Source organism: Corynebacterium sp. HMSC055A01, from assembly GCF_001809405.1.
Classification (GTDB): domain Bacteria; phylum Actinomycetota; class Actinomycetes; order Mycobacteriales; family Mycobacteriaceae; genus Corynebacterium; species Corynebacterium hesseae.
In genome coordinates this window covers 22,292-40,576 of the sequence record NZ_KV797595.1, presented here as the reverse complement: position 1 = coordinate 40,576, position 18,285 = coordinate 22,292, and the positions used below count along the sequence as shown (strand labels likewise).

Annotated in this window: 17 protein-coding genes and 1 pseudogene; 8 read left to right on the top strand and 10 right to left on the bottom strand. The window is 60.4% G+C overall.

Annotation, left to right across the window (positions count from 1 at the left end; genetic code table 11):
• Positions 1-54 precede the first annotated feature (54 nt).
• The 4 genes from HMPREF2604_RS11345 to mraZ all read right to left on the bottom strand — a co-directional run bounded on the left by HMPREF2604_RS11345 (position 55) and on the right by mraZ (position 4,735).
• Positions 55-1,923, bottom strand: coding sequence for a peptidoglycan D,D-transpeptidase FtsI family protein (locus HMPREF2604_RS11345; RefSeq protein WP_070519851.1), 1,869 nt, complete (start codon positions 1,921-1,923; stop codon positions 55-57).
• A gap of 326 nt (positions 1,924-2,249) precedes the next feature.
• Positions 2,250-3,086 (bottom strand): cell division protein FtsL, encoded by an 837-nt coding sequence (locus HMPREF2604_RS11340; protein WP_070565454.1) that lies wholly within the window; start codon positions 3,084-3,086, stop codon positions 2,250-2,252.
• Positions 3,083-4,126, bottom strand: coding sequence for a 16S rRNA (cytosine(1402)-N(4))-methyltransferase RsmH (rsmH, locus tag HMPREF2604_RS11335; protein WP_070565452.1), 1,044 nt, complete (start codon positions 4,124-4,126; stop codon positions 3,083-3,085). Before rsmH ends, HMPREF2604_RS11340 begins: the two co-directional genes overlap by 4 nt.
• A 174-nt stretch (positions 4,127-4,300) precedes the next feature.
• Complete coding sequence (gene mraZ, locus HMPREF2604_RS11330; protein WP_010190539.1) at positions 4,301-4,735, bottom strand: division/cell wall cluster transcriptional repressor MraZ; 435 nt, start codon at positions 4,733-4,735, stop codon at positions 4,301-4,303.
• Between the two features lie 524 nt (positions 4,736-5,259).
• On the opposite strand from mraZ, the gene HMPREF2604_RS11320 reads away from it, so the two are divergent.
• From HMPREF2604_RS11320 to HMPREF2604_RS11310, 3 genes are read left to right on the top strand one after another with little or no spacing between them, the layout of a single operon-like run.
• Complete coding sequence (locus HMPREF2604_RS11320; protein ID WP_070519845.1) at positions 5,260-6,408, top strand: ABC transporter permease; 1,149 nt, start codon at positions 5,260-5,262, stop codon at positions 6,406-6,408.
• On the top strand, positions 6,405-7,094 hold the full coding sequence (locus HMPREF2604_RS11315) for an ABC transporter ATP-binding protein (RefSeq protein WP_070565448.1): 690 nt from the start codon (positions 6,405-6,407) through the stop codon (positions 7,092-7,094). The genes HMPREF2604_RS11320 and HMPREF2604_RS11315 overlap by 4 nt, the downstream gene beginning before the upstream one ends.
• 35 nt (positions 7,095-7,129) lie before the next feature.
• Positions 7,130-7,696 carry a TetR/AcrR family transcriptional regulator gene (locus HMPREF2604_RS11310; protein WP_070533334.1) on the top strand — a complete coding sequence of 189 codons (567 nt, stop codon included), beginning with the start codon at positions 7,130-7,132 and terminating at the stop codon, positions 7,694-7,696.
• Between the two features lie 78 nt (positions 7,697-7,774).
• On the opposite strand, the gene HMPREF2604_RS11305 is transcribed toward HMPREF2604_RS11310, so the two are convergent.
• Positions 7,775-8,182 carry a DUF3040 domain-containing protein gene (locus HMPREF2604_RS11305; protein WP_070533336.1) on the bottom strand — a complete coding sequence of 136 codons (408 nt, stop codon included), beginning with the start codon at positions 8,180-8,182 and terminating at the stop codon, positions 7,775-7,777.
• A 152-nt stretch (positions 8,183-8,334) separates the two neighbouring features.
• A complete protein-coding gene (locus tag HMPREF2604_RS11300; RefSeq protein WP_070565446.1) occupies positions 8,335-8,778 on the bottom strand; it encodes an SAV_6107 family HEPN domain-containing protein in 444 nt (147 codons plus the stop codon).
• A 253-nt stretch (positions 8,779-9,031) separates the two neighbouring features.
• Here HMPREF2604_RS11300 and HMPREF2604_RS11295 point away from each other — a divergent pair, with 253 nt between their 5' ends.
• From HMPREF2604_RS11295 to HMPREF2604_RS11285, 3 genes are read left to right on the top strand one after another with little or no spacing between them, the layout of a single operon-like run.
• On the top strand, positions 9,032-9,604 hold the full coding sequence (locus HMPREF2604_RS11295) for a GNAT family N-acetyltransferase (RefSeq protein ID WP_070533340.1): 573 nt from the start codon (positions 9,032-9,034) through the stop codon (positions 9,602-9,604).
• Between the two features lie 43 nt (positions 9,605-9,647).
• Complete coding sequence (locus tag HMPREF2604_RS11290; protein ID WP_070565608.1) at positions 9,648-10,739, top strand: polyprenyl synthetase family protein; 1,092 nt, start codon at positions 9,648-9,650, stop codon at positions 10,737-10,739.
• A 1-nt stretch (position 10,740) separates the two neighbouring features.
• Positions 10,741-12,279 (top strand): alpha-(1->6)-mannopyranosyltransferase A, encoded by a 1,539-nt coding sequence (locus tag HMPREF2604_RS11285; RefSeq protein WP_070565444.1) that lies wholly within the window; start codon positions 10,741-10,743, stop codon positions 12,277-12,279.
• Here the strand turns inward: HMPREF2604_RS11285 and HMPREF2604_RS11280 are convergent.
• Entirely contained in the window at positions 12,248-12,646 is a 399-nt protein-coding gene (locus tag HMPREF2604_RS11280; protein WP_070519830.1) for an Rv2175c family DNA-binding protein, read from the bottom strand. The two genes, HMPREF2604_RS11285 and HMPREF2604_RS11280, sit on opposite strands and share 32 nt — an antisense overlap.
• A gap of 50 nt (positions 12,647-12,696) precedes the next feature.
• Between HMPREF2604_RS11280 and HMPREF2604_RS11275 the strand changes: the two genes are divergently transcribed.
• Positions 12,697-13,947, top strand: a complete 1,251-nt coding sequence (locus tag HMPREF2604_RS11275; protein WP_070565442.1) for a protein kinase domain-containing protein — start codon at positions 12,697-12,699, stop codon at positions 13,945-13,947.
• 27 nt (positions 13,948-13,974) lie between these two features.
• Here the strand turns inward: HMPREF2604_RS11275 and HMPREF2604_RS11270 are convergent, their stop codons facing one another.
• Both HMPREF2604_RS11270 and HMPREF2604_RS11265 read right to left on the bottom strand, forming a co-directional pair.
• Positions 13,975-15,363: a class II 3-deoxy-7-phosphoheptulonate synthase gene (locus HMPREF2604_RS11270; protein WP_070565440.1), complete on the bottom strand. Its 1,389-nt coding sequence runs from the start codon at positions 15,361-15,363 to the stop codon at positions 13,975-13,977.
• Positions 15,364-15,429: 66 nt separating this feature from the next.
• Positions 15,430-15,942 (bottom strand): polyadenylate-specific 3'-exoribonuclease AS, encoded by a 513-nt coding sequence (locus HMPREF2604_RS11265; RefSeq protein WP_070519824.1) that lies wholly within the window; start codon positions 15,940-15,942, stop codon positions 15,430-15,432.
• Positions 15,943-16,002: 60 nt separating this feature from the next.
• Between HMPREF2604_RS11265 and HMPREF2604_RS14560 the strand changes: the two genes are divergently transcribed.
• Complete coding sequence (locus tag HMPREF2604_RS14560; RefSeq protein ID WP_371440693.1) at positions 16,003-17,265, top strand: glycosyltransferase 87 family protein; 1,263 nt, start codon at positions 16,003-16,005, stop codon at positions 17,263-17,265.
• A 35-nt stretch (positions 17,266-17,300) separates the two neighbouring features.
• Here the strand turns inward: HMPREF2604_RS14560 and HMPREF2604_RS11260 are convergent.
• Positions 17,301-18,215: pseudogene (locus tag HMPREF2604_RS11260) on the bottom strand (hypothetical protein); the annotation flags it as partial.
• Positions 18,216-18,285 lie beyond the last annotated feature (70 nt).

The following is an 18,285-nucleotide window of genomic DNA, read 5'->3' as shown; positions in this document are numbered from 1 at the left end:
CTTCCTCTTCTCTGTTGTTCTGTGCTCTAGGTGTATTTATCGGCGCTGTTGCTTTTACTCGGCACGCAAGGTCAGTTTCGGTGCTGGCGGGGAGGGCGGGATATTGTCGCGGTCTAGCAACCAGGATGCAATATCGCTGAATACGGGGGCCGCAGATTGACCGCCGGAACCGTCGTCGTTGACGCCGGATTCAGGTTCATCAAGCATGACGGCGACGACGAAGCGGGGGTCGTCGGCAGGCGCAACGCCCGCGAACGTGATCCAGTACTTGGAGTTGGAATAAGCCCCAGTTTTCTCATCGACTTTCTGCGCGGTACCCGTCTTTCCGGAGAGCTGATAGCCCTCAATGTTTGCGTTTCCGGCGGTGCCGTTGTTGATGCCTTGCGGGTCATCCTGGAAAACGGCGCGGAACATGTCCACGACTGTGCGCGCGGTTTCGGTGCTGACCACGCGGGTGGTCTCGGGCTCGTCCAGTTCTTCCTTCGTCCCGTCCGGCGCTGTAATCGAGTCAATGATGCGCGGCTCAATGCGCTCACCATCATTGGCCAGTGCCTGGTAAATAGATGCCAATTGCAAGGCGGTCCATGATTGGCCTTGGCCGATGGGCAGGTTAGCGAACGTTCCGCCCGACCACTGCGAGCGATCGGGAACAAGTCCCGGGGACTCGTTGGGCAGCTCGATGCCGGTCGTCTGGCCGAGGCCGAACTTCTTCAGGTAGTCGGCATACTTATCTTGGCCGAGTCGATCCGCCAACATCAGCGTTCCCACGTTCGATGACTTACCGAAGACGCCGGTCGTGGTGTAGGGCTCGACGCCGTGCGGCCAGGCATCGTTCACAGTCACGCCGGCCATGTCGATGGAACCGGGCACTTGCAGAACCTCATTGGGGTCAGTAAGCCCCTCTTCAATGGCTGCTGCGGCGGTGATGATCTTTGCCACCGAGCCCGGCTCGAAGGGATGCGAGACAGCAAGGTTATCGAAGGTCTTATCCTTGTCCAGCTGCTTTTCGATGTCCTTGTTCGGATCAACCGTTCCAGTATTTGCCATCGCCAAAACCTGGCCGGTAGCTGCGTCCAAGACGACTGCCTCGGCGCTCTTCGCCTTCGAGTTGGCCTTCGCCTTCTCCAGCTTTTGTTGCACGTAAGTCTGCAAGTCGAGGTCCAGCGTCAGCGTCACGTTCTTGCCGTCGGTGGTGGGCACCTGATCGCGGAGAGTACCTGGGATGACCTGGCCGCTGGCGGAAACGTCTTCCGTCGAGCTGCCATCGATTCCCGTGAGGGTGGTGTCTCCGGAAGCTTCGAAACCAAATTGTCCCTGGCCATCCATGGATACCTTGCCAATGACGTTCTCAGCGATCGATCCGTTGGGGTACTGGCGGATTTGCTGTTCATCGGCAGCCAGGCCGTGGTATTCCTCAGCGATGGCTACCGCGACATCCGGGTCGACGTTGCGCACGAGAACCTCGTACTGGGTATCGGCGCGGAGCTTATCCATGATCTGCTCCGAATCTACGTCCCCGGCGTCGATGCCCGCTTCCTTCAGCTTGTCCGGGATTCCCTTCGACATGTCGGTGAGCCTCTCTGTCACCTTGTCGTCGAGGTAGGTCTTCTTTGCGTCGGGCGCTAGGGACGCAAACTCGGCCTCGTCGGAGGCCTTCTGCTCTTCCTGTTCACGAAGCTCATCGCGCAGGCGGGTCGGTGACACAGTCAAGGACCGAGCGCGCATGGTGTAGGCCAAACGCTGGCCATCGCGAGCAAGAATCTCGCCACGCCCAGCGGTATCCACATAAACACGAGTTCGCTGTTCTGCGGCCTTCGCTGCCAAGTCTGGGCCCCACACGATCTGCACCCATGCGAGGCGCCCCATCCACGCCAGCATGACGACGAGTAGTACCGCCGCAATGACATGAACGCGACGGTGCATCGTCTTTTGCTGGCTCATAAACGGCTTGCCGGTACGCGGGTTTCGGGAACGGGTCGCGGGAACGACGCGGTCGGCGTCGTAACGCTGCCGTGGTTGGTGAGAGGTACCGCGCGGTTGGGCGGCACGGGCGGCGGAAACGCGCCTCGGGCGCCGGCCACCTGAGTGTGGTGGGGTCACACGTCACCTTTCTATCTGCAGCGAGGATGGGTATTTGAACAGCTAAACATCGTGCCCCCACTGGTGCGGGGGTGGAGATGAACTCATCCCGAATTGTGCCCTATGATCGCCGCCCGTCCACGCAGGCACGCGCGGAGCGGGAAGGGATTCTACCCCCGAGCGGCGTAAGGAGCCTGAGCTGGGATGTCCGGCAGCTCTACGTTTCCTTCACCCGACTGACCTCCCTCGGAGTTGTCTCCCGAACGTGAATCATTCGGGGAAGAGCTCTCACGCTCGCCCTGCCTTCCGTTGAGATTCGGGCGGGCGTTCAGGTTGTCGGACATGTTGGCGGTCGCGTTCGGGTCACTGGAAGCCTGTCCCGGGCGGACCGGCTCGCCGTTGACATCGATGACCGATTCCATATCCGGAGTTGCCTCACGCTTTTGTTCCACGTTGCCGTCCGGACCGACTTCCACAACGCCCGGCTGGACCGGGATACCCATCTTGGCTTCGTGGGCACGGCGGGCAACATCGGAGGCGGAGCGAACATTTTCCAAGTCTCGGTTGAGAGTTTCTAGCTGGTTATCCAGCGTGGATTCCTGGGCGGTAAGCTCCTGAATCTTGAAAGTCTGGGACGTCGACAAGCCCGAAAGCCACATGGCCGCAGCCACACCAGCGATAAGTAGGCCGATGGCAATGAAGGACAGGCGGGCGAAAAGGCCAGTGACCCGAGTGGGCTGCACAACACGGCGCCCACGATTGCTCACTACCTGCTTCGACCCAAGGCGGTTTCCCCGCAGACTGGTTGCGCCCCGTCGTGAGGGCACTGTGCCGCGATGCGGAGTGCGGCTGGGCAGCGGCGTGGTACGGCGACCCCGCTCAAGCAGTGCGGTCCCCTGCCCCGAGACGTCGGCTCCAGTAGTGAAATCGCGGCTAGTGCCCATGGTGTGGGTCCTCTCGTGGTCGCGGCGGTCGGTTGCCTGTGCAGTGCGGTCTCTCAACGTCATGGCCTACCTCCCGGTTCATGAAAAGACGGGGTCCCTTCAAGACGCTCGAGAGCGCGCACCCGGGCGGATGCCGCCCGCGGGTTCTCCGCAATCTCTTCCTTGCTCGCCTTCTCGGCCCCACGCGTCACAATGGAGTAGTGCGCCGCGGTGCCCGGGAGATCCATGGGCAGGCCCGCCGGTGTGGTCGAGGTGCTGAGTTTGGTGAAGGCATGCTTGACGATGCGATCTTCGAGCGACTGGTAGCTCATAAACACCGCGCGCCCACCAACGGACAGGGCATCCGTGATTACGGGGATAACCTGCTCAATCGCTTCAAGCTCGCGGTTGACCTCGACGCGCAAAGCCTGGAAGGTTCGCTTCGCAGGGTGGCCGCCAGTGCGGCGAGTTGCCGCCGGGATAGCGGCGTACAACAGCTCAACTAATCGCGCGGAGTTGCTGAAAGGTTCCTTTTCCCTTTCTTTGAGCACAGCGGACGCAATCTTGCCGGCGAAGCGCTCATCACCATAAGTCTTGAGGATGCGGGCAAGCTCGCCGTGACTATACGTATTCAGAATGTCGGCGGCCGTCATTTCCTGGCGTGGGTCCATGCGCATATCCAGCGGCGCGTCGGTCTTGTACGCAAATCCGCGGTCGATCTGATCGAGCTGCATGGATGACACACCAAGATCAAACAGCGCCCCGGCAATGCCGTGCTCCCGCGCGATAGAAAAAATTTCGTGCTCGCCCTGCGCAATGGCGCTGCCCACCTCGTCGAAGCGCGCGTTGACGGCGACGAAGCGGTCAGCGAAGGGACTGAGACGGCGAGAAGCATTGCTCAAGGAAGCGGAGTCACGATCCACACCAATGATGCGTGCGGCGGGAAAGCAGTTAAGGAAGTACTCACTGTGGCCGCCGGCGCCGAGGGTGCCGTCGACAATCACTGCGTTCTCCCCTGCCGCTTCAACCGCTGGGGCAAGCAGCTGAGACATGCGCGCACGCATGACGGGGACATGGCCATGGTTGTCATTCACGTCGTAGGTAATAGTGCCATTGCGGTCCACAGCTGCTGTCCCCCTTTCCGTTCAGGCGCCTGAGGCTGCTGTCTGATGTGGTCGATAAAAAATCGAGTGCGTATAGGGCCCTGTCCGAGGAAGGGTTCTGATGTCGGGGAAGTACACCAGCTCATCCTCCTCGGGCAGAGTCCGTACACGCACTCTCGGTGCACCGGGCTAGCCCTAAAGCAGTCCGGCAAGTACGTCATCGGCGTCTGCCGCCGAGTAAGCGTCTTCAGTTTGCGCCTGGTATTCAGCCCATGCGGCTGCGTCCCAGATTTCGAGGAAGTCGACCGAGCCCACAACCACGCATTCCTTCGTCAGGTTTGCGTACTCACGGTGGCCTGCAGACAGCGTGATACGCCCGTGCCCATCGGGACGCTGCTCGTCCGCACTCGCTGCCAAGTTACGGATGAACGCACGTGCGTCCGGGTTGGTACGAGACACAGCCGCAGCCTTCCTGGCTCGTGCCGCGAACTCCTCGCGCGGGTACACCGCAAGCGAGTGATCCTGCCCCTTGGTGACCATGAGGCCACCGGCCAGTTCTTCGCGAAACTTCGCTGGAAGCGTAAGCCGCCCTTTGTCATCGAGCTTGGGAGTGTAGGTGCCGAGAAACATCCCCGGGTCCACCTTCCTGTCACTCGAAAACTCCGGATTCCTCTCGCGACAAGAGAACAACTCTCCTCCGCTGCGCCCCACTCTACCCCACTTTCCCCCACCACCAACACCTTTAGCACCCCACCCTCCCGCGTGTCACAATAAATCCCCAGATAAAAGGATGTTTTTCCGGTGGGAAGTTTTCCCGGCACCCCCTTGACATACCGCTAAAGTAGGGACCCTCCCCGGACAATCACCCACGCAACTTCCACCCCTTAGAAACTAAATCTCCTCACCAGCCCCAGAATCCTGCAACTTTGCCCGCCCCACCCCCAACAAAACCGCCAGCGGCACCCAGGCTCCAGTCCCCAGCCCACACGCAGTGGGTGAAAGTGGGGAATTGAGGGAAAGCGACCAAAAGCGCCGCCACCACCGCCTCCCTTTTTAGAAACGCCGCGTTCCTATGATAGAAACAGTGTGTTGCCATCTTGAGAACCACGGGATGGCGCTCCATTAGTTTTCTTCACCCACTAGGAAGATCCCCTATGTATCTAGCTTGGCGCGAGATGCTCTTCGCGCGTACCCGATTCATCCTCATGGGCGTTGTCCTTGCCCTCATGTCCATGCTCGTCGTCATCATCTCCGGCCTCACAGCAGGTTTGGTCAACGACGGCGTCTCCGGACTAAAAGCAATGGATGCCGACGTCGTCGCTTTCGCCGACGGCACCCAGAAAGACTCAGCTTTCACCCGCTCGGTTGTCGATGCCTCTGATAGCGAGTCCTTCGCTCAGCACGACGGCGTGGAAGAAGCCGCCCCTCTTGGCCTGACCATCGCCAATGCCCATAACCAAAACGGCACGGCAGTGGACCTGACCCTGCTGGGAGTAGAACCGGACTCCTTCGTGGCACCGGCAGGTTTGCCCGCACTTGACACCAACCGGGTCGACGGCCAGCCCAGCAACACCAAGCACGACATCATCGTCTCCTCCACCCTGCACGATGAGGGCATCGAGGTCGGCGACACCATCACGCTCGATCGCTTGGATATCCCGCTGAATGTCGTTGGGTTTACCGATAACCAACGCACCTTCGGACACGTGGACGTGGCCTACCTTCCGCTCGACATCTGGCAAGAGATCCACGCTGGCGGTCGCCACGGCGAAGCCGTGAACCCAGACGCTTATGACGAAGCCTCCGTCATCGTCGCCCGCACGTCAGACAAGCCGGACACCGAGGCCCTCTCGGAACAGTCCGGCCTGGATGTTCGAACCCTCAAGGAAAGCTTCGACTCCTCCCCCGGCTACACCGCCGAGATGATGACCTTATCCATGATCACGTGGTTCCTGTACGTCATCGCCGCACTCGTGACTGGCGCCTTCTTCCTCGTGTGGACCATTCAGCGGGCCGGCAATATCGCCACCCTCCGCGCGATGGGCGCGACCAAGGGTTTCTTGTTGCGCGATAGCCTCGGCCAGGCAGTCGTCATCCTTGTCTTGTCCATCCTGGCGGGTGCGCTTGTCGCCGTCGGCCTGGGCAGCCTCCTGGAGCAGACTGCCATGCCTTATGCCACCGAATTCAGTTCCGTCATCAGTGGCGGACTCATCCTCTTCGTCGCTGGTCTGCTCGGCGCTTTCATCGCCGTTGTCCGTGTCACCCGAACCAACCCCCTCGCAGCCCTAGGAGAAAACCGATGAGCCCAGCTTTAGAACTAAAAGACGTCACCGTCAGCTACACCGATGGCGACTCGCAGGTTAAGGCACTCGATTCCGTCAACCTCAGCATCGATCCCGGCGAATTCGTTGCCGTGGTCGGCCCATCAGGTTCCGGCAAGTCCACGCTGCTCGCTGTTGCGGGCGCATTGACGACGCCCGATTCCGGCCAGGTCCTCGTCGCGGGCGAGGACATCGTGCAGCTTGGCGACGCCCAACTGGCGCAGATCCGCCGCAACCACATCGGCTTCGTCTTCCAGTCCACCGGAAATCTTCCTTCCGCGTTGACTGCGGAGGAACAGCTCGAGCTGGCCAGCAAAGTCATTGGAAAGACTGGGCGCTACTCCAGCACCGAACTCCTCGACAAGGTTGGCATGAAGCACCGCGCCAAGCACCGCCCAGGAAGCCTGTCTGGCGGTGAACGGCAGCGCGTTGGCATCGCGCGTGCACTCGTTGGCGACCCCCAGGTGCTGCTTGTCGACGAGCCCACCGCAGCCCTGGATCGTGCACGCTCCCAGGAGATCGTTGCGCTCTTGGCAAAAGAATGCCACGACTTTAACGTCGCGGGCATCATGGTCACTCACGACTACGAGGTTCTCGATCACTGCGACAAGGTCTATGAGATGGTCGACGGCCGCTTAACACCGGCCACCGCATCCGCCCAGCGATAAGCAAAGAATGCGCAGCTTAACGTAGACTCACACGCATGCCAAAGATCACTGAAACGACAGTAGCCGAGCACCGCGCCGTCCAGCACCGCGCGGTGCTCGAGGCTGCCGAAAAGCTGATCATCACTAGCCATGGTGCAGTCCCCACCTTGGCCGAAGTTGCCGCAGAAGTCGGGCTTGCCCGCCCCAGCATCTATCGATACGTATCATCCCAGCACGATCTACTGGTACAGCTGCTTATTCAGGCGACCCAATCGTGGAATGAGCAACTCGAGGCCGCCATAAAGGTAGCCTCCCCGGAGCCTAAGAAGCGCATCCACGCCTATGTCGACGCCACGCTCGATCTCTTTATTCATAGTGCACACGGCCATTTAATGACCGCCGCACAGCACTTCCCCCAGGCCTTTGCTGACGAGGCAGTACAGAAGTCTCATGGCGGATTCGCCTCCATCGTTGACGAGTTCTGCCCCGGCGTTTCCCCAGTAGATATCTCGTTGCTCAATGCGGCCATCGTCCGCGCCTCTGAGCTGGCGGACGGCTCACCGGAAAAGCTCAACAGCGCAACGCAAACCCTCTACGCAATGGCCGAAGCCATCCTACCCTAGGCCACCACATCAAAAGAGCCCTCCGCGGATTAAAGCGGAGGGCTATTCAGGACCAGTTTTGGGACCGGTTCTAGACGCTTAGCGGCCTTCAAAGCGACGACGGAAATTGTCTTCGAGGCGGTTCCCAACGTCGCTACCACCCTTCTTGGATTGCTTGCCGCGATCCCGAGTGGACGACTGCGCACCGACTGCAACCAGAGAATCCTCCGAGTTCCCGCGCAGCATCCAGACGCCGGATCCAAACATGACTAGAAAGCCGAGGACCGAGAGGCTCACAAACCACAGGGATTGCTGGGCCAACGCAATACCGCCCACCATCATGCAGAGACCGACAACAATCAGGGCAACTCCGCGGAGGGTGATAGCGCCCGAGTTTGCGCCGAAAGAAGTTTCACCGGACACCGACGCACCAAAATCAGGATCATTGGCCAGCAACGACTGCTCAATTTCACGCAGCGCTTGCTGTTCGTGCTCAGAAAGGGCCACAGCGTCCTCCGTAGTGGGTTGGGTTTAGGTAGTGGAACTGGGAAATAGGATTACTACCTCTATAACGTCAAGGATAGCGAGATAGTTCCCGCAAAGACAGTCCACACGTTTTAAACGCACTACGCCCCACTACTGTGGCCCCGCGCTCCGTATTAAGCCGCGAGACCACCGAAGCCCAGCTCAGACTCAGTCGCATCCACATAGCGGGCGGCAAGCGCCACATAGCGATAGACCGTATCAGGATCAGGGACCGGATCCAGTCCGGATGCCACTCGCGAACGCACACGCGAGTAGTCCTTAAACTCCGCTGCCCACTGCGCATCAGCCGGGCCGATGAGCGCCACTTGCTCCCAAGCGGAGGTAGGCAAGCGCCGGCGACGTGACACCGTGGACGCCGCTACCCGAGCCCCGGCAGCGCGCAGCGAGGCGCGATAGGCCATTTCCAAAGCGTCCGCGAATCGCCCCTCCGCTGCGCTCTGGCGCGCCTCCACCAACAAATCCAACGCTTGACCCACGAAACGATCGCGGCGTACGCACTGCAACGCCTCCCGGTTACGGCTCCGCGCCGCTGCTGTTGCTGAGATTACCTGTGCCATGACCTCTCCCCCTTGGGCTTCTTCCTGAGCTTGTCAATAGAGACTGTGTTGTTGATTTCCTGTCGTTGTTTGTTGACGCGATTCACCTTAAAGCCGCCTTCCTACATCCACCCCCAATGTTAGTCCACATGTTCGAATTTGACAATAGTTTTACCGAACTTCTCCACGTTTTTCGAACATGCACATCAGATTTGCCTGCGAAGGGTTCGTTGCCTGCTTTCACATACCGCAAGAATCTGTTGTTATTAGACATGTGAGTTACACGCTGCGCCGCCTAAGCCCCCAAGAGTTCGCCATTGCCCTCCCGCACTTGGTGGATATCTACATTGCAGCGATGAACTACGACCCCTCAGTACGCAACAGCTCCATCATGCGGTGGCGCGGGGATCTCATACGCCCGGGGTTTTCCTGCGTGGCGGCCACCTCCGAAGACGGCATCACCGGCTTTGCCTACGGCTTTCTAGGCTCTCCTGATACCTGGTGGGATAGGCAACTCCGCCGAGCGCTCTCCAACAACGGCGGCGCAACCCCAGAGCAAGAAGAGGTTCTCCACAACTATTTTGAGTTGGCGGAAATCCACGTAGTGCCCGAGGCACAGGGCCACGGTCTGGGCCGTGCGCTGCTTGAAGCACTGGCCTGGAACCTCCCCGCCCGCTACATCCTGCTCTCCACACCTGAGGTTCCCAATGAAGCCAACTCCGCCTTCGGCCTCTACCGCAAAATGGGCTTTAGTGACTTCCTTCGCCAGCTCCATTACCCCGCCGATTCACGCCCCTTCGCCATCCTGCAATCAGCTGTGCCGCTAGCACCAGCCGGTACCGCTTAACCTGGCGTCTAATCCGTGAGCCTGCCCAGGTAGAGTGGCAGGCGTGACTACTCCGCAAATACCTTCCCTGGACGATATCCCCGTAGCCGTACGCGAGGAGCTCGAGCTTTTCCTAGATAGTCAGCGCGACGCCATCGCGTCCATCGGTTCCCCGGTGACTAACGCGATCTCCTATTTGGAATCCTTCGTGCTGGACGGCGGAAAACGTATCCGCCCTCTCTACGCGTGGGCAGGTTTTATCGGCGCACATGGGCTCGAGGGCACGGAGTCCCCGCAGGCGATGCTCCGCGCAGCTTCTTCCCTAGAATTCATCCAGGCTTGTGCTCTCATCCACGATGACATCGTGGATGCTTCCGATACCCGGCGCGGCAATCCCACCGTCCACCGTGGCGTAGCCGCTCGCCATCGGGAGCTCGGGCTCAGCGGTGACGCTGACTTCTTCGGGCAGTCTCTCGCCATCCTTGTGGGCGACATGGCCTTGGTCTGGGCCGAGGACATGCTCCAGGATTCCGGCCTGAGCCCCGAGGCGCTCGCGCGCGCTCGGGCGCCGTGGCGGGCGATGCGCCGCGAGGTTATCGGCGGGCAAATGCTGGATATTTGCCTCGAAGCGGAAGGCTCCGAGGATGCAACGTTGGCGGACTCAGTAAACCGTTTCAAGACCGCCGCGTACACCATCGAGCGCCCGTTGCATTTGGGCGCAGCCGTAGCAGGAGCACCCGAAAAGCTTGTTGCCGCTTTCCGCGGCTATGGACAAGACATCGGGGTCGCATTCCAGCTCCGCGATGATTTGTTGGGGGTCTTTGGTGACCCAGCAATTACTGGCAAGCCCGCCGGTGATGATCTGCGCGAGGGCAAGCGCACGGTCCTCTTGTCATTGGCTCTGCAACGTGCGGATGCCACTGATCCCACTGCTGCTTCGGAGCTTCGCCGCCTCATCGGCCAGACGGAGGATCCCGCAGATATCGCCCGCATGGCCCAGATCATTGCCGATTCCGGGGCACCGGATGTCGTCGAGCAGCGCATCAGCGATCTCACGCGCTCGGGCCTTGACCACCTTCATAATGCCCAGGTCGCCCCCGAAGTCACGGCAACGCTGGAAGAGCTTGCCCACAAATCCACCGCACGCCGGATGTAGCATGGCCCGCTCCGCATCCGCGCGCGTATCCCTGCGCATTCCCAACCCGCTTCCTTTGGGCATCGTCTCCGCGGCGATCCTTGCTCTCGCCTCCTTCTCTGGTGGCGCAACCCGGAACCGCGGCGGCTTTCTGGAGGCACTCAACATCGGATTCCTCGCGTATGGCCACGGCCGCAACATCGGCATAGTCCTCTATTGGGTTGGCCTCTTTGGATTGGTCGCCGCGTGGGTCCTGGCTGGGCGTTATCTCATCGCCCCACAGCTCAAGAACCCGCAACCCGACGGCGCGCTGTCTGACATCCGCCGAATGCTGATGTGCTGGGTTGCCCCGCTGTTGTGCGCGGCCCCACTGGCTTCGCGGGACGTGTACTCCTATCTCATGCAGGGAGCCATGGTGCGCGATGGTTTCGATCCTTATGTCGAAGGCGCGGCTGTTAACCCCGGCCCCTTCCTGCTGGAAGTCTCACACGACTGGCGAAACACCACTACGCCTTATGGTCCGCTGCACTTGTGGATGGGCAACGGGGTAACCAACCTCGTGGGGGACAATGTCGCCGCGGGCATCATCGTCTATAAGGCGATATCGGTCCTCGGCTTTGCCGCCATCGCTTGGTCGATTCCACGCCTTGCACGCAGCATCGGGGGCGATCCGGCGCTAGCACTGTGGTTGGGTGTAGCGAATCCAGTGATTCTATTGCACCTCATCGGCGGCATGCACAATGAATCGGTCATGGTGGGCTTGGTATCGCTGGGATTGCTCGCCGCGGTTCACGACAAGTTTCATCTCAGCCTCCTTCTTGTCGGCGTAGCGGTGTCGCTCAAAGCCACAGCTGTATTCGCCGCACCGTTTATCGTGTGGCTCATGCTGCACCACTGGGCGCCGAAAGGCACCACGCCACTCAAGCGCTTCGGGGTCTTTCTCCTGTCCGGCGTCGTTGCCGTAGCGGAGGTCGCGCTGGCGGTGGCGGTGATTACGTGGGCGTCGGGAAGCTCGTGGGGCTGGTTGTCACAAATCAGCGGCAATTCCAAGGTGATCAATCCCCTGGCCGGCCCTACCTTGCTCGCCGACATTCTGGTACCGCTCATCCAGGTCTTCTCCCCCGATACCACCTATAACGGGGTGCTCAGCGTGTTGCGTTCAATTGCGATGATCCTCATGCTCCTCGGCCTCGTCATCGTGTGGTGGTGGGGGCGAACGGGCGTGCGCCGCGCGATTGCCGCTACGGCTGCTGCCTACCAGGTGGCGTTCGTCTTCAACTCTGTGACGCTTCCCTGGTATTACGCCTCCGTGCTCACGCTCATGGGAACCTTCCGCCCACCGCTGCCTTTGATCAAACTAACCACCGGCGTGGCCCTCTTTATCGGAGTGGCCTTCGCTGGCGACGGAAACCACCAGCTCTATAACTGGTTCTGGGACATCGCCATGGTGGTCGTGGCATGGTCAGCAACGCAGTGGATTTTCGATGGTGTTCCACGCACCACCGCGGCCATGGATGAGGCTGCTACTGCTAAAACGCCGAAGCCTGCGCGCGCCGAATAACCTCGCGCGCAAGGTGCCCGTGGAGCGCGTCAATGGGGCGGCCTGGCAAAGACTCATCTTCGGTAAACAGGTGCGCCAGAATCTCATTGTCGCCCCACCCGTTGTCCGAAAGAACTGTAATGACACCGGACACGTGCTTGGAAATGACGCCCTTGGAATTGAAGAATGCCTCCGGGACGAGGCGCTCCCCCTCGGCGTTTCGCCACACAATGAATTTACGCGCGTTGAGCAGGTCAAAGACGCGAGTGATGGGAAGATCGAGCTTTTCAGCAACCTCAGCGAGCGTCAGCAGCTTTTCCCCGGCGAGGAGCTGCGGTAGTTCCGGGTGGGGATTCTCGAAGTTGTTCTCAGAATTAGTCACGGACACAACTGTAGCCGGATCACACTTTGGGGCGCTGATCGGCCATACTGGAATCCATGACAAGGCTGAACGTGGGCGACATTCTCGAAGGACGCTACCGCATCGATCAGCCGATCGCTCGCGGCGGCATGTCCACTGTGTATCGCTGTGTCGACATGCGCTTGGGCCGCGCAGTGGCCGCCAAGGTCATGGATGAGCGCTATCACGATGACCCTGTCTTCGTCACCCGCTTCGAGCGCGAGGCCCGCGCCATGGCGCAGCTCAGCCACCCCAACCTCGTCGCCGTGCATGATTTCTCCGCGGATGGGTTACCCATCTATCTCATCATGGAGCTCATCACCGGCGGCACCTTGCGCGAGCTCCTTGCTGAACGCGGACCCATGCCGCCACATGCCGCGGCCGGCGTCATGCACTCCGTGCTAGCCGGGCTCACCGAGGTCCACCACGCCGGACTGGTGCACCGAGATATCAAGCCGGACAACGTTCTCATCACGGACAACCACCGCGTTAAGGTCGGCGATTTCGGCTTGGTGCGCTCCGCCAAGGCGGAGCACGATAGCTCGGGTCAAATCGTCGGCACCGTCAGCTATCTCTCCCCCGAGCAGGTTACGGGTGCGGATATCACCCCGGCTTCCGATGTCTATTCGGCCGGAATTGTCCTGTTTGAGCTCCTTACCGGCACGGTCCCCTTCCACGGCGAGACCCCACTAGCCCACGCCACAGCGCGCGTGCACGCGGATGTGGTGGCGCCGTCCTCACGCATCGAGGGGGTGCCTATGCTTTTCGACGCCCTCGTAGCCACCGCCACCGCGCGCCAGCCGGCCGAAAGGTTTGCGGATGCCGGCGAATTCCTCGATGCGCTGGATGATGTATCCCGTGAACTGCAGCTCCCGCAATTCACCGTCCCCGTCCCGCGGAACTCGGCTGCTGCACGAACAGCCGCTGTGCCCACGGATTTTTCGGGGGCAGGCAATACCCGGGTCTTCGAAGCCACGTCCACGATCCCGGCGCCTCAACCGCCCACGCGGGAAACCCGTGTAGAGCCTCGAAACGATGTTTTTCTCCCGCCGGCCGCACCGGTAAATCCTCCGGCACCGTCCCCTGCGGTAGCAGAACCTTCTGCGCCGCTTCCCCCGGCCGGTGCCGAGGAGGAGCCGGAAGAGCGCCCCTTGAGCAACCGCAGCGCCATCGCGCTTATAGGTTTCCTCATCCTCGTCGGGCTTGCCACCTTGGCCGTCGCCGTGGCGGCCTGGTGGTTTGGCTCCGGAGAATACGGCACGTGGCCGATTCTCTGGAGGCCGTACTAGTCTGCGCAGCGTCTAGCTGCGCAGACTCTAGTTGCGCAGCATCTCGGCGATAAGGAAGGACAGCTCCAGCGATTGCTGGGTGTTCAGGCGCGGATCCACGGCGGACTCGTAGCGGCCCGGCAGATCCACGTCCGTGATGTCCTCAGCGCCGCCGAGGCACTCGGTGACGTCCTCGCCGGTGAACTCTAGGTGGACACCACCAGGGTGAGTACCCAGTTCACGGTGCACCTCGAAGAAGCCCTGGACCTCGTCGACGATCTTGTCGAAGTGGCGGGTCTTGTAGCCGTTCGATGCCGTGAAGGTATTCCCGTGCATCGGATCGGACTGCCACACAACCTTGTGGCCGGAGTCCTCCACGGCCTTGATGATCGGCGGCAAGACGGAACGCACCTTGTCGTGGCCCATGCGGGCGATCATGGTGAGGCGGCCAGGCTCACGGTTCGGGTCCAAACGCTCTGCGTACTGCACAGCCTGCTCCGGGGTTACTCCTGGGCCAAGCTTGATGCCCACGGGGTTGCCGATGATGGAGGCGAAAGCGACGTGGAAATCGTCGAGGCCGCGGGTGCGCTCGCCGATCCACAGCTGGTGAGCGGACAGGTCGTAGAGCTTGGTCTCGCCGTTAGAGTCCGTACCCAAGCGCAACATGGAACGCTCGTAATCCTTCAGCAAGGCCTCGTGGGAGCAGTAGATCTGTGCCGAACGCAGGGTCTCGTCTGAGACTCCGCAGGCGTTCATGAAGGCCAGGCCGTTCTCAATTTCATTTGCCAGGGCCTGGTAGCGAGCGCCTGCCGGAGAGTTGGCCACAAACTCGCGATTCCACTCGTGGAGTCGGTAAAGGTCAGCAGTACCGGATTGGGTCAGTGCGCGGACCAGGTTCATGGCCGCCGAGGAGTTCGCGTAGGCACGGATCATGCGGGCGGGATCGTGGCGGCGGGATTCCTCGTTGGCTTCTACGCCGTTGACGATGTCACCGCGGTAGTTGTACAAGCCGTTTGCGTCCAGATCAGAGGAGCGCGGCTTCGCGTACTGGCCGGCGATGCGACCGAGCTTAACCACCGGGGTGGACGCGCCATACGTCAAAACTACGGCCATTTGAAGCAGCGTCTTGATGTTGCCGCGGATGTGCGGCTCCGTATTGGACTCGAAGGTTTCCGCGCAGTCGCCTCCCTGGAGGAGGAAGGCGTTGCCCAGGGCGACGTCGGCAAGCTTGCGCTTGAGGTCCTCAATCTCTGGAGCCACGACGATAGGTGGGACGGATTCCAGGATCTTGCGCACGTTATCGGCTTGCAGCTGATCCCAGCTGGGTTGCTGCTTTGCCTCGCGGGCAATCGCATCTTGAAACTTCTCGTTGATCCCCTCCGGCAGCGGTGGCAGATCAGGGAGCACTTCTTTGGGAATATCTACTGTCCAACTCACACCCAGTATTTAACCATCTTGGGTCTATCGCGCGTTAGTTAATGGCATTTCGGCCACGGTATTAATTCACGCTTTATTAACGCGGTTGCCCCTAGTCAACGGCAAGTGCTGTTCACAAACCCGAAATTTGGCCAGATTATGGCGGGCGTCGACCAACGCGTCATGGTTGCCGTTCGGGACTGGAGGCAGCTTGGGGCGGCCGGCGAATTCCCAATACTGCTTAAGCTCCCGGGTATAGCGCGGCAGGCCCTTGGGCAGACTCGCCATATCGCCCCAGAGTTGCGCAACAACCACGTGGTCATAAGCGCCCACCCAGGCCCACAACTCGATGGGAGTGGAGTGCCGGCCGAGGAATTTCAGGAGATCTTCGCGGATGGTTTCGCGCGATTTCCAGACCGGATCTGCTGGACTCGGCAGCTTATCCAAAACATTCTCACGCACCCATGCGTTTGCCTTGGCCGGATCGAAGTCTGTGGATACCGCGTAGTATTCGCTACCGTCTTCCCCGACAATTCCGATGGAGACCAATTCAATGGTCGATCCGTCCTCGATAAATTCGGTGTCGTAGAAGTAGCGCACGCCCCGTATCCTAGTCTCCCGCCCACATAGGCCTGCCCACTGGGGTCTATACTCAACTGCGTGAAGAAAGCTCTCTCCTCCCCTCTTCTCCCCTTGTTCATAGCAGGGCTGGCCTCCCTAGCGTGGATTATCCAGCTTCCGGCATTATTCAGCAGCGGCAGCATTGCACCTTATTACCACATTGACCTCGATGTCTATCGCGAGGGAGGACGCGCGCTTCTACGCGGAGAGAATCTTTACGCACAGAGCTATGTGCTCGACAACGGTTTTTCGCTGCCTTTTACCTACCCGCCTTTTGCTGCAGCGCTTTTCGCCATGGTGTCATGGCTCCCGTTGTGGCCGCTGTCCGTTCTTCTTACCGCAGCATCGCTCGGGGCGCTGTGGGTTTGCCTGTATGCCGTGATTTCTCGGAGCTGTGCTACTGAGCGACCTGGTTGGTGGTCCTCGTGGGCATTGTGCGCCTGCATGCTGATGGAACCGGTTACTGAGACGCTCAGCTTCGGCCAAGTGAACCTTTTGTTGACCGCGGCGGTCGTTGTAGATTGCTTACTGCTGAGCCCACGAAGCTCGAGGCGTGGTGTGCTTACGGGCATTGCAATAGCCATCAAGCTCACCCCAGCGGTGTTCCTCGCCGTGTTTTTCGTTCGCCGCGACTGGCGCGCTCTTGCCACTGCGGTGGGGTCCTTCGTCACATGTGGCGTGGTGGGGCACCTCGCCTCCCCGGCAAGCTCCGCGGTGTATTGGACCGATACCCTTCGTGATTCCTCGCGCATCGGCGGGCTGGCCTACTCCGGCAACCAATCACTCCGCGGCCTGCTAAGCCGCATTGTCCCCGAGCAAGCATCAGCTCTTTGGATTCTCGGATGCATCGCCATCGTCGCGCTTCTGTGGTGGCTTATGGAGCATACATCATCGCAGGTCGAGCTCGTGCTGCTCGCTTCCTCGGCGGCGCTGCTGTGCTCCCCGGTCTCGTGGTCTCACCATTTCACGTGGCTCTGCTTAGCAGCGGTATATCTGACCGCCCGCCGACACTGGTTCCTAGCTGCCCTCACATGGCTGACGTTGCTGGCCCGCGGCCACTGGCTCGTCCCGCACAATGAGCAGCTGGAGCTGACGTGGTCGTGGTGGCAGCAGATTCCGGGCAACGACTATTTCTTGCTCGTCGTGTTTCTTGTCGCGGTGAGCTGCTGGCTCAGGCTTGAGCCTACAGACGACGGTTCCGTTTTTCGCCGACTCGCACCGATCGGCGGCGGTTTAAGCGTCCAGCCCACGACGGGCACCTTGCCCAAAGCCCACAGTGCTAGCGACGCGACAGCGCAATAAAGAACGCACATGCTAAGCCAGAACCACGTGTTTTCCAGCGGCCACTGGCCCGCCAGGCTAACCTCGCGAGGATGGAGCGCCATGGGGTAGCCATAAAGAATGGTGAGGCCGATGGGATGCCCAAGATAGATAGGCAGCGTGTGAGCACCGATGAAACGCAGTCCGGTGGACAGGGCCGGAATATAGGACACCACAACCGCCACCGCGATTCCCACTGGGACCTCGAAGAACTGCTCTACCATGCGAACAAGGATATGAACGTCATCCCTCACCAGCGCCTCCGCGCCCGGGAGCAACCACGTAACGTCAACTTCTCCGGAGAAGTTATCCCACGCGCGGCGAGTAAAAAAGCCGATGGCGTAGGCCACTGTCATCCCGGAATACGCCCAAAAACTGCGGTGATCCCATATGCCCTTAAACGGTGCCTCGATGGCTGCAGCGAAGGCGGAAATGGCATCACGGAAATAGGCGGCGCCGACAAAGACCGGGAGAAACATGATGGCCTTCGCAATCGAGGTGTATTGCGCCTGCCAAGCGGTGAACAGAATCGGGCTACAGCTCAGCGCCATCGCTGCCCACCCGGGGAGCTTGCGTACGCACCACAAGAAGATGTTGAACAGAATCAGCGAATGCAAAAACCATGCCATGGAATGGCCCACGAGCAGGCTGGCTGTCATTTGGCCAACATCGAAGATGGGATCTCCAAAGACCCAGTGGTACTCCACGCGTTTGGTTTGTTGCTCAACGAGCATCCAGACCACATAGGGAACGAGGAAGTACCACAGGCGGCGTGTGAAAAGCTCCGCGAAGCTAAAGCGAAAAACCTTCTGGGCAAAAAAGCCGCTCACCAAGAAGAACAGAGGTAAGCGAAGCGGATCCAGCCAGACGTTAAAGGCCGCCAGCCACGTCTCCCCTGATTCAGGAACGGTGAGCGTGATGTGCAGTAGCACGACGCCCAGGATGGAGATGCCTTTCGCTACATCGGGCCACGCCAGGCGTTTGGTTAGAGAAGAAGACACT

Excerpts from the sequence above, each read along its gene's own strand:
- HMPREF2604_RS11345 (WP_070519851.1), bottom strand. The coding sequence starts at position 1,923 with ATGCACCGTCGCGTTCATGTCATTGCGGCGGTACTACTCGTCGTCATG.
- HMPREF2604_RS11340 (WP_070565454.1), bottom strand. The coding sequence starts at position 3,086 with ATGACGTTGAGAGACCGCACTGCACAGGCAACCGACCGCCGCGACCAC.
- mraZ (WP_010190539.1), bottom strand. The coding sequence starts at position 4,735 with ATGTTTCTCGGCACCTACACTCCCAAGCTCGATGACAAAGGGCGGCTT.
- HMPREF2604_RS11320 (WP_070519845.1), top strand. The coding sequence starts at position 5,260 with ATGTATCTAGCTTGGCGCGAGATGCTCTTCGCGCGTACCCGATTCATC.
- HMPREF2604_RS11315 (WP_070565448.1), top strand. The coding sequence starts at position 6,405 with ATGAGCCCAGCTTTAGAACTAAAAGACGTCACCGTCAGCTACACCGAT.
- HMPREF2604_RS11310 (WP_070533334.1), top strand. The coding sequence starts at position 7,130 with ATGCCAAAGATCACTGAAACGACAGTAGCCGAGCACCGCGCCGTCCAG.
- HMPREF2604_RS11300 (WP_070565446.1), bottom strand. The coding sequence starts at position 8,778 with ATGGCACAGGTAATCTCAGCAACAGCAGCGGCGCGGAGCCGTAACCGG.
- HMPREF2604_RS11285 (WP_070565444.1), top strand. The coding sequence starts at position 10,741 with ATGGCCCGCTCCGCATCCGCGCGCGTATCCCTGCGCATTCCCAACCCG.
- HMPREF2604_RS11275 (WP_070565442.1), top strand. The coding sequence starts at position 12,697 with ATGACAAGGCTGAACGTGGGCGACATTCTCGAAGGACGCTACCGCATC.